This window comes from Bacteroides cellulosilyticus DSM 14838, assembly GCF_000158035.1.
Classification (GTDB): domain Bacteria; phylum Bacteroidota; class Bacteroidia; order Bacteroidales; family Bacteroidaceae; genus Bacteroides; species Bacteroides cellulosilyticus.
Genome location: NZ_EQ973491.1, coordinates 915,385 through 927,149, shown reverse-complemented (window position 1 = coordinate 927,149; position 11,765 = coordinate 915,385). Strand labels below are relative to the sequence as shown.

Sequence of the window (11,765 nt, the reverse complement as noted above, 5' to 3'; positions counted from 1 at the left end):
TGCTGCATTGCTTTTCAGCATTTACATATTTACCTACGGAAAGACATTAGATTGGTTCTCCTCTCCCAAAATACGGATTTATACGATTGCCATCCCCATACTGATTTACCTTTTCGTCCACCGGCAACGGACACAGGAGAAGCCATACGTCAGCCTGAAACCACTCCATCACCATAAATCCATCATCGGATACACTTTCATGGTACTGGTCATGTTTTTCAGTGCCAGCAGTTCCCTGATTACCAATTACCTGAACAGCATTATCCGCGTAGACAGCGTGCATGCCAATTCGCTCAGTCTGATGCTTATACCGGGATTCATTGTGGGAGCCATCATCTGTTTCTGGTGGTTCAGATGGCAGCGATGGCGGTTCCGCTATCTCATTTCCGGAGGAATGTTCTGCTACGTCATCTATCTGGTCATCCTCTACTTCGGCATCACGCCCTACTCCACTTACGAGATGCTTTACTTTCCGGTTTTCCTCCGCGGACTGGGAATGATGACTCTTTTCATAGCCTTCGGTGTATATGTAGTAGAAGATTTGGATCCTAAGCTCATGCTGTCTAACGCTTTCTTTCTGATATCCCTCCGCTCTGTACTGGCTCCGGCAATATCCGCTTCTTTTTTCAGTAACCTGCTCTATTACTTACAAATTAAGGGGATGAACACCCTTTCGGAGCACATGACGCTCACCAATCCACTGGCTTCCTCCCGCTATGCGCAAGCCATGAACAGTGCCTTGGCGCAGGGACACGGATACGATGAAGCCAGCCAGTTAGCCGCCAATAACTTTTATTCCACGCTTCAGCAACAGAGCCTGCTACTGGGCATCAAGACTGTAATCGGCTATCTGCTGATTGCCGCATTGGTTATCGCAGTGGTTTCCGCTTTCATCCCTTTCCATAAGACTCTGAAAGTGGCTGTGGTGAAGACGGGAGACGATATGGTATAAAGATTATAAATGCCAGCTAATTCCGCATGCCATCTCCAGATAGTGCACACGTACACGTTTCGAGTAGCTATCCTCAATCTCTCCTGTCAGCAGGTTCCTCTTTTCAAAAGTCTGTGTAGCCCGTTCAGGGAGGAAGAGATATTTGGCCTCCACCGAAAAATGGAGTTTGCGCCAGATACGCCTCGACAACATAGCCGAAGTCTGAATAGCACTCATTAAACCACCGGGTTCTATGGAGAATGACTGATCATAATTAATCCAACGTACTACATTGGAATTCTTTTCTTTCACATAAAAATGAGAAGAATGTTCCTCTGCATCAACCAGGTAATATCCCAAGCGCAACTGTACATCCCATACCGGTTTATTCAGCCGATAGGCAATGCCAAAGGCCATAGACAAACCCATTTCATCATCAAAATCATACGCATCCTTTACAAAATGGTCATTTTTATAAGGTCTTCTCAACTTATCCCCATTTCCTTCTCTGATGAGGGGGGCCACACTCATAGAAGAAAAGATTCCCCAGTGTGGAAATACATAGAAAGTATAAGCAAAGCTCATGACGGGAACAGGAGAAGAAGAAATCCAGGATTCTCCACTCTGAAAATGACAAGATACTCCGGTGGTTAAGTCAAGCTGATGACGTGAATTTCTATTTTGTGCCTGTCCGCCCATAATGCTCAGCAGTCCCACTGCCAGCAAAGTGATAAATAGCTTTCTCATTGACTCTTCATTTATTGCATGGTGATCTCATCCGTTTCTTTGGTAAACTCTTCCCCTTTGCGGGTCGTCACTACGACTTTAAACCGATGCACTCCGGCTTGAGGAAGTGTACGGGGTATCTTATAAAAAACAGTCCCATACATATAACCGTATTTATAATCTGTCAACTGGTCCTCCTGACGCAAAGGATAGTCCATGAAAAGTTCGTTCACATCCGTACCGGCAGGATGGGATTCATCATAAGCGGTAAGTGAGATAATCTGTATATTGGCGATGGTATCAGTCAGGATGTATTCATAATATGTTCCCTCTACAGTCTCTTTCTCATATTCAAAGTCCAAAGGTATCCGCAACATATATGCCTGGCGAGATACCACTCCACCCACCGGAGCAACAGGCACGCTTCCGGCATTATCCAAGTGTTCCACCTTACCTATTCCGGTTAAGGTCACCTGACAGGGAATGTATTCTTCAAATTCCTCGCAGCACATTGCCGTACAAAGCAAAAAAAGTAGTGCCAGTAAAACGGATAACTTGTTTTTCATATTTTAGTTTTTTAGTGTGTAAGCAGTCTCACCTTTTAAGAAATGCAAGAAATTGTAAAATACTGCATAAAGACACTAATAGTTTTGTGATATATAAAAAATACTGATTCAACAATTGAATCAGTATTTCAATGACCACAAATCTTATTATCAATATAGAGTTCCAGTCAGAATAAAACTAAAACAGGTCGGTATAACCATTACATACGCTGTCTTTCTTCCTCAGAAGCCGACTTCCCTTTATACTTGCTCTTTGATGCATTAAATTTATATCGCACGGAGAACTGCCATGAACGAGTATCCAAGTTCTTATCTATCAAGGAAACTATTGGATTAACCTCCATCAACCTCTTCTGTTTGTACGTACCCAGTATATCATATCCCCTTAAGTTCAGAATAAGATTACCTTTCATGAAAGTTTTCGTCACCCGTACATCCATCCGGAACTGGTCATACAAGTAAGTCAGGTTCGAGTGCCCCTTTGATGTGCCCTGAAAATCCAGCATCACCACAAACCCGGCAGGCAGGCGGAACGTGTTCTGCAAACTATAACGTAAAAAGGGCTTTTCATACTTCTGTCCTGTATCTCCATATTTGAAGTAGTCTTTCGATACGCCTAAGCCTGCAACCGGTTCCCAAAAGCCTAAACGGGGAGAATAGTAAACCATAGCCATCAGATTTTGTGTATGATCCATATTCTCCGGAATATACATAACGATATCTTGTTTTTCACCATAAGGATGCGGTATCAATAGTGACATATTATCATACATCTTATACGAAACCATCAACTTAATTTTCTTCCACAGCAACGAATATGAGATATCATCTATTCGGGTAGGTTTCAGATACGGATTACCGGTTTCATAAGTGTAAGGGTCATCATATTGAATGCTGTTCCGAAGTTGATAATAACTTGGCCGCTGAATCGTAGCACGATATCCCAACATCATCTGTACCTTATCAGACCGGTAACTCACCGAAGCCTGTGGAAAAAAATCTTTATATGTACGGCTTTGTTCATCCACTTTATTGCCATTCTCAAAATAATCGAAACCGACATTTTCAAAACGCAGTCCTAAATTAAACATCCACTTGTCTATACTTTTTAAATAACTGAGAAAAGCCGAAAACAACTTCTGTTTCGACATATTCTCATTAGACGCAAGCGAAGGAGCTCCCTCATTTTCATCTACCCAATAAGTCTGTTCATTGGTCGTATGGCTATATTCCATACCATAATTAAAATTACTTCCCAATAGAGGTGTAGATAAAGTAAGTTTACCTGCATATAAATCATAGTCCTGTAAAGAGCGCGTACCCACTTCCACTTCATCTTCTCTTTCGGAAACAGAAAAATCATGGTTTTCACTGCTGCCTTTAGCATAGTCCATATCCAACTGCACTTTAAGCCAAGGGGACACATTACCGGTATAATAAGCATTCAGAAGGTGAGAATTAGCATTCATATCTACCTTGGTATTCGTTGGAAACTCCTCTATTGACACACGATCCTTTGTTACAGCCGATACTATATCCACTCCACCTTTATAATAAGGAGTACGCGTATAAACATACTTGGCACCTATAGAATGTCGTTCGTCTAATTCATAGTTGAGTCCTCCCTCTAGATAATGAAACTTATTATGGACTTTTTGCGTGGCAATCTGTTGTACAGCCGTTATATTTTGTCCCGCTTCCAAAGTCTGCATCGAATTAATATCAATTTCACGTTGTTTCTCACTATACCCGTAATAAGCAAACAGGTCCAATTTATTCTTACGGTAATTCAGATCCACCGCTCCATCGGCAGAAACTTCGCTCCTGACATCCATTCTTCCGAAAACCTCACCGCCTATCCCCTCTCCGGGTGGACGTATAGCTTCAATCAGAACCACTGCACTAACAGAAGCATCATACTCCGGTCCGGGGTTAGTAATCACAGTAACTTTCTTAATATGTGTAGAGCTTAGCCTCTCCAATTCATTATCATTCCTTACAAGACGATTATTGATATAAATCAGTGGAGTACCTTTACCCAATACACTGATGGCATCTCCATTTTTCACGATAAAAGGTTGCTTTTCCAGAACATCGTTGGCCGTACCCACATTCTTCAGCGGACTGTTTGCCACATCCATGGCAATGCCACCATTCTCCATCTTAAAATGCTGACGAGTCCCTTTGATAACTACTTCACCCAACAAGTTGGCATCTTCTTCAAGTTTTATTGTATTCAGAACATTCTGCTTTACCGCCACAGATGTAGTCACATATCCCAGATAGCTGATCTTAATAACCGGATTTTCTTTTGTAGTTTCGAGCATAAAGTTTCCTTCCATATCTGTAACCGTTCCGACAAATGTCGTAGAGTCCTTATCCTGTACGATAACGATATTTGCAAATGCTAAAGGTTCACCTTTCCCGTCAGTAACTCTACCGGATATACTCATATTTTGTGCATAAATGCCTGACAATATACAGAAGGTAAAAAGTAGATAAATGATGTGTGTTTTCATACTTACAATATGTTTGGTTTTATAATTCGGAAGGATAATTCTACAAAGCTATTCAATTCATTCTATTTTAACGATATTTTACTAAATTCTTTTCACGTGAATCATAATATTCTCGAATAAATGTAGAGAAATCGGTATCTGCTTCGATCATTTCATACCTTTTTACTATAAGAATAGCCTCACGTGAAAAATCCGGAGGCTATTGCTATTTGGGGTGATTGCAATTAACTAAATCAAGTTATTTAATCAATACTATATACACTGTTTTCATAATCTTGCCTTCTCATCCTCACCGGCACCTGTACCTTTATATTTGCTACGTGAAGCATTGAAACGATAAGAAACCCTTAATCTTACTTGGCGACTATCATTATAGTTCCATTTATCAAAAGTCATAATCTCTCCATAATTTATAAAAGAATTCCTCATAGAAGCAAAAATATCATTTGCCTGTAAACTAACATTCAAAGCTCCACCAAGAAAAGCTTTTCTTAATCCGCAATCTACCCACATATTGGCCTTATTCAAAACATATCCCGAGTGATATTTATTAGAACAAGATATATCGGCTGAAAATATGAGTCCCCACGGCAAACGCAACTGATTAGTTAAACTGGCCGCTATTGCCGGACGGTTAAAATGCTTTTGCTTACCCAGATATTTCCCTTCCAATACTTGCCGCATGAATTCAAAATTCCAGATAGGTTCCCAGATTCCAATTTTAGGAGCAACGGACAAAGAAGCACCATAAGCTTGCCACTTGGAAATATTTTCAATTCCGAATACAGTGACCAGATTATCTTCTTTATAAGGATAAGTTACAGAAAGGATGGCATCTTTTGTATAAGAGTAGTAAATAGAAAATTGAACATACTTATACATCGTCTGAAATGAAATGTTATGTTCCGTCTCCGGCTGCAGCGATGGATTACCCCGCTCATAGGTATAGCGGTTGGCATATTGTATATCACTACGCAAAGCCGAATAAGTAGGACGCTTTGTACGAGCAGCATAACCTAAAGAAAACTGCCATTCCTTAACCGGAAAAAAGATGGATAAGCTGGGAAATATATTATTATAATCCTTACTTTGTTCTTCCTGCTTTATATCCTCCTCGTAATAAGCAAAAGAAACATGTTCGTAGCGAAGTCCTGCCGACAAGTACGCCTTGTTTATCGGTACATCATAACTGATAAAAACAGACTGATTGTCAGAGGTGGCCTTACTGTGCGAATCCTCTAAAATCTGCTCCTTATTCACATAGCTGCTATGGCGATTAGTAAAACTTACTTCAGGACCAAATTTCAATGTTCCCTTAGCTACCGGATAGGAAAAAACTAATTTTCCAGCATATAAATTATTGCGGGAAGCACTTCGAGCATGAACGGTTCGTTCACCTTCTGTCGTACTATGTTCTGTAATATTTTGATTGCTTTCACTATCCCCATACAGCCAGTCAATATTTAAGTCTACTCCCAATTTAGATCCCCACATCCCGGTGTAATAAGCATTCACTTTGTGGGTATCACCATCCCCGTTCATTCTATTCATAAAATCAAGATGATCATAGGGCGCACCATCCAATTTCACCTCATAATTATCAGGCACAGAACTCTTTGATGAACTATGATTAATTGTATAACGCAGACCTACCGAACTCTTATCATCAAGTTGATAATTTAATCCGCCTTCTCCCTGAATATAATCCAGAGAAAGAGGGGAACGCGATTTTCCGTTTATCTCTAACACCTGATCAGCATACACGGTTTGCAAGTCTTCCTGCTTCTCTATTCTTCTTTTTTTATCATAATATAAAGATCCGAATATATCCAGTTTTTGTTTTCTGTAGTTCAATGCAACCTGCTGATTATTACTCCATAATTCTCCTTTCTGCAATGCAGTTCGGACACTTCCACCAATTCCTTCTCCAACAGGTTTCACTGTCTTTATTCTCAATACGGCTTTCACCTCTGCATCATATTCCGCTCCGGGATTAGTGATCAGTTCAACTTTAGCTATTTCTTTCGAATTGAGTTGCTCCAATTCAGACAAATCTCTTACTTGGCGCCCATTAATATATATCAAAGGAGTTCCTTTCCCAAAAACAGTTACATCCCCATCGTTTATTTGTAGCCCAGGAACACGCTTCAGAACATCATTAGCCGTACCTAAACTGCTTAGCAGAGTATTTTCAACATTAGTTGTCAAAGTTCCCTGTTTCAATGAATAAGTAGGACGCCTGCCTACAACAACAGCCTCATCCAACATCATAGTGGCAGTTTTCAATATCAATGTCCCCAATTCCTTTTTAGTCAGAAGAAACTCGGCAGTTTCATATCCAATAGAGGATACACGTACCAATTTCCCCCGACTGTCGGGTTTCTCAAAACAGAAGTAACCCGAATCATCTGTAACAACACCTCCTAAAAAGATTGAATCAGGCAGAGATAATAGTACGACATTAGCGTATGGAATAGGAGCTTTATTATCATCAACCAAACATCCGGTAATATTTTGCCCCACAACATCACCTAAAGCATATATCATCAGGAACAAGCTAATAATTAATCGTTTCATACTTCTAATATTCTATGTTTCTTCTTCTGAACATATCCATAATATTCTCTCACAACATGATCCAGAATATCCTCACGTGAAAAATCCGGAGGCTATTGCTATTTAGGGTGATTGCAATTAACTAAATCAAGTTATTTAATCAATACTATATACACTGTCTTCATAATCTTGCCTTCTCATCCTCACCGGCACCTGTACCTTTATATTTACTTTTTGAAGAATTAAATCTGTAACGAAGTGTCAACCGCATATTCTGCAAATCTGTCCAACTATCTTTTTCGCGCAGAATATTACGTTCTCCATACAATGTCGTATTATTACGCCTCCAGTCAAACACGTCAGAACAATCTAATTTAACCAACAAAGCCTTATCCTTAAAGAAAGTTTTGCCAATACCGACATCAATGTATTTGTTTTCACCTATTAGAAGGTTTTCCACATGCCCTTTGCCCATGAATACACCATCCAATGTAATCTGGAATCCTTTCGGTAACGTGAAAGTATTGAACATAGATAAATAAGGCATCGGTCGATGCATCTTCTTTATAGCTCCCAAATGCTCCAACTCAAACCACTGCTTAATAATACCCGCACTATAATTAAGATTCCAACATCCTATTGTAGGAGAAGCAGCCAACAGGAAAGTAACCTTATCTATCTTATTGAAGTTCTGATAAGTGGTATGCGATATGTTCGGCTGTGTTTCCAACTGATTCGTTACGTGGATAATGGCATTTTCAGATCTCTGATAGCTGATAATCAACTGAAAAAACTTATAAGATGACATCCAAGTAAGATCAGAGTAAGTAGTAGGTTTCAGCAAAGGATTACCACTCATGTAGGTATAACGATTGATGTAATTCATATTACCGTCCAATTGCGAATAAGAAGGTCTCCGAGTCTTCATCGTATAGCTTAAATTGGCAGATACCGGTCCAAACGGATAAGCCAATGAAACAGTCGGAAAAATATTATCGTATACTTTACTTTGTTCATTCACCAGTTTACCGCTTTCATAGTAATCGGAGGTATTATGTTCATAACGTATTCCGGCTCCGACATCTAACTTTCCCAATTTCAGTCTATACTCTACAAAGGCAGAAATACTATATTCCTGAACCTTATTATCCGTATCCTGAAGTATTCCCTGTTCATTTGCAAACTTATTCTTCTGATAAGTATGCGTATATTCGCCTCCGAAGGACAAATTTCCTTTCCAAAACGGATAACTTAATACCAATTTAGAAGCAAACAATCCGTTATCATAGCGGCGGTTCGTCTTCACGGTTCTATCCTGATAATTTTCACTATCTTCGGTTGTCGTCTGCTTATCTTCTTCATAACTCCAACGCATATCAGTATTAAAATTGACCAACCACCTGCCTATAGTCCCCACATAATAGGCATTGACAAGATGAACAGGATATTCATTAGAAAGCACATTTTTACTTTTCCAACTATCATAAGGTTTACCGTCCGCACTTATCTCAGAGCGCATAGTGTAATTGGGTTCCTCGGTGCTATAATAAACAAAATCATAAAGGATGCCGACTGAATGTTTTTCATTAAACATATAGTTGGCACCCAAACGAGCTTTATAATTCTCTCTCCTGGCTAAAGTATATGCATCCGACTTCTGCGTCCACAGCGTATCTACCCATGTTTGCTGGTCCAAACTGATGTTCGTACCATCTTTTCCACCACTGTAGAAAAGAGAGCCTATGATATCCAAGCCTTTATGACGATAATTGAAATCGAACTGGTTGAGAGTAAAAAAAATTCTCTCCATACATATTAGCTGTTTTAACATTGAAGCCCAGCCCTTCACCCACAGGTTTCAAAGTACGAATAAGAACAACCGCCTTTACAGTGGCATCATACTGCGCTCCGGGATTTGTTACCACTTCCACACTCTTTATATCAGAAGAATGTAAACGTTCCAGTTCCGAATTATCCCGTACCAGTCTCCCATTGATATAAAAAATAGGAGTTCCTTTGCCGAACACGGTAAAGCTACCGTCTTTTCCCTGTATACCGGGTATTTTCGCCAATACATCATTAGCCGAACCAGCAACGCTTAATACCGAGTTCTGAATATTAGTAACCAAGGCATCCCCTTTCAGTCTTGTTTTAGGCAGATTTCCCTTAACCACCACCTCATTCAGCATCTGCGTGTCCGACGCAAGACGTATAACACCTAAATCGGCAGTATGGCAACGCTGATAGACAGTCACATATCCGATGGAAGATATGCGGATAATTTTATCCTTACCATCTACCGCAAGAGTAAAAGAACCTTTGTCATCACTGATTGTCCCTGAAACAAAGGCAGAATCAGCTACTGCCAACAATATCACATTGGCATAGGCAACCGACTGCCCTGCTTCATCCGTCAAGATGCCACTAACCGTTTGCCCGGATACTTGATAAACAAAGGTCAGGAATAAGAACGCGAGAGAGAAAATATGCTTCATAATAATACTATTTTAATTCATTCAATATTGAGACAGCATCATAAAATCAAATTTTCCTTTATAACCAAAGCTTCAGGACATCTGGGATCAGGATATTCATATTTATCTTTACCGTAAACTTTAGTAATATCTACATAACAGATACGTTTTCCAACATTCAGTTTGCAATCCGAATATACACGGCAACTAGAACATTGATTATTTTCTTTCTGCTCAATCATGCTCTGTTTATAGGAATACATCTTTAAAGCAACAGTTGAGTTCCAAAGATCGTATAAAGATTGATTACGAACATTACCAAATATAAAGTTAGGATTATCATACAGCATTTCACAAGCGGTCACATCTCCATTAGACAATATAGCCATCGAATAACTGTTGGCATTGCATATTTGGTTGTTCTGCACAAAGCTCTCAACCGTAGAATATGGTTGAAGCGTATATTTCCGTTCACTCATTTTATTATGCAATATTGTAAAATGGGCTACAGTGTTTAATTCTTTAGTCTGGTTATAAATTTTAATCAATTCCAAATCACTTGCACGATATTGTTGGTAATTATCTTTAAATGCGGAATAAAAGGCTGGGGTTAACACCCAAGAATTAACATTCGATAATCCATTAAGGAATGAAAATAGCTTTCCTATTTCTACTTCATTTGCATTATACTTAGTAAGAACTGTTCTAACATTTACTTTCAGCCCAATCTCATCGCAGTATTGAAGCATCTGTTTCATTTTACCTGCATAATCATTTTTCACCCGCAACGTTGTCATAAGTATACTCGGCGACACTGCATCCAAGGACACTTGCAAATTTCTCAATCCAACTTTCTTAAGGAAAAAAATATCATCTTTACCTAATGGAACTTTTGTACTCAGAATAGATGAAAACCCATATTGACACACTTTCCGTACTACCTCTTTCCAATCAAGAAAAGCAAATATATCTCCTCCTGACAATGTTAAGTTTATGGTTCCTAATTCATGTGCTTCATCCAACACTTTCAAAACATCTTGGGAAGACAAATCATCCTCTCGATCTCTATCTGCATAGCAATAGATGCAATTAGTACAACATTTAGTAGTTATCATAAAATTAATGTTCAGGGGTATTGAAGGACGCTTAGGAATAAAAGGTTCCATCCAAAGGAAATCTTTTGTTGTATACATAGCTCCGGTAGACCTCTCTTTTGAACTTAGCAGCAAAAAAGGTGGGAATAAAATGTTTACCCCTCTATACTTCCATCCCACCATTTGTGCATTATCAACCAATTTCTTGATGAATCTATCGATAGTTTCAACCCGAAGCTGGGTTACATTTGAGATTTCCTTCTCTGCTATTTCCAACTCGCAATTTTCAATGTGCGATAAGATATATCCAATAATAGGTGGCAGAACACTAATACTCCCCACACTACCTTTTAGTTTTTCACTTGCAGGAATCGCCTTTGCTATAATATAAGAACACCCTCTTTCATTTCTGATAAAATATTGAGGATTGAAGTATACATGCATATATATTACTTATTATGTACTTTTAAAAAGCCATTCTATTTAAACGAAGCTATCCAAAAATAATTAACTACCTTTGTATAGCCTCGTTAATCACCATGACATCAGAAATCTGCAAAAATATAATAACACAGATTTTTGATAGAGTCAATGTACTCTTTTAGGCTTGCCTAATACCGTCATCCTTTGTTTTATCAGGAACGGTAAAGACAATCTGACCTGCACCTGTATCACACTGACAAGCACCACCTTCAATTTGTTCCAACTCAGAATTCAATAATTCTTCAATCGCTTTTTTTTCGTCATCTTTCATAATTCAAAGATTTTAAATAAAACAACATTGATTAATATCACATTGCAAATATAAGTAGCACCAGTCCACTTTAACAGGACTGAATAAAAAAACATAGGAGAACTATACTAAATCACGTGGTTTCTTATATGTAAGATAAGCCCCA

9 protein-coding genes are annotated in these 11,765 nt (G+C 39.0%); 1 reads left to right on the top strand and 8 read right to left on the bottom strand.

What is annotated here, in order from left to right:
- A partial coding sequence (locus BACCELL_RS15730) for an MFS transporter (RefSeq protein WP_487042766.1) occupies nt 1-952 on the top strand: 952 nt, incomplete at its 5' end.
- Nucleotides 953-955: 3 nt separating this feature from the next.
- On the opposite strand, the gene BACCELL_RS15725 is transcribed toward BACCELL_RS15730, so the two are convergent.
- From BACCELL_RS15725 to BACCELL_RS26895, 8 genes are all read right to left on the bottom strand, one after another.
- On the bottom strand, nt 956-1,678 hold the full coding sequence (locus BACCELL_RS15725) for a hypothetical protein (protein WP_007212884.1): 723 nt from the start codon (nt 1,676-1,678) through the stop codon (nt 956-958).
- Between the two features lie 11 nt (nt 1,679-1,689).
- Nucleotides 1,690-2,223: a DUF5034 domain-containing protein gene (locus BACCELL_RS15720; RefSeq protein WP_007212883.1), complete on the bottom strand. Its 534-nt coding sequence runs from the start codon at nt 2,221-2,223 to the stop codon at nt 1,690-1,692.
- A gap of 200 nt (nt 2,224-2,423) precedes the next feature.
- On the bottom strand, nt 2,424-4,742 hold the full coding sequence (locus tag BACCELL_RS15715) for a TonB-dependent receptor domain-containing protein (protein ID WP_007212882.1): 2,319 nt from the start codon (nt 4,740-4,742) through the stop codon (nt 2,424-2,426).
- Nucleotides 4,743-5,009: 267 nt separating this feature from the next.
- The gene (locus BACCELL_RS15710) at nt 5,010-7,319 is read right to left on the bottom strand and encodes an outer membrane beta-barrel family protein (protein ID WP_007212881.1); all 2,310 of its coding nucleotides are present in this window, start codon (nt 7,317-7,319) and stop codon (nt 5,010-5,012) included.
- 160 nt (nt 7,320-7,479) lie between these two features.
- Nucleotides 7,480-9,108 carry an outer membrane beta-barrel family protein gene (locus tag BACCELL_RS15705; protein WP_007212880.1) on the bottom strand — a complete coding sequence of 543 codons (1,629 nt, stop codon included), beginning with the start codon at nt 9,106-9,108 and terminating at the stop codon, nt 7,480-7,482.
- Entirely contained in the window at nt 9,056-9,793 is a 738-nt protein-coding gene (locus BACCELL_RS25765; RefSeq protein ID WP_007212879.1) for a carboxypeptidase regulatory-like domain-containing protein, read from the bottom strand. Before BACCELL_RS25765 ends, BACCELL_RS15705 begins: the two co-directional genes overlap by 53 nt.
- Before the next feature lie 38 nt (nt 9,794-9,831).
- Nucleotides 9,832-11,310 (bottom strand): radical SAM/SPASM domain-containing protein, encoded by a 1,479-nt coding sequence (locus tag BACCELL_RS15700; RefSeq protein WP_007212878.1) that lies wholly within the window; start codon nt 11,308-11,310, stop codon nt 9,832-9,834.
- Between the two features lie 157 nt (nt 11,311-11,467).
- Nucleotides 11,468-11,620, bottom strand: coding sequence for a hypothetical protein (locus BACCELL_RS26895; protein WP_007212877.1), 153 nt, complete (start codon nt 11,618-11,620; stop codon nt 11,468-11,470).
- Nucleotides 11,621-11,765: the final 145 nt, after the last annotated feature.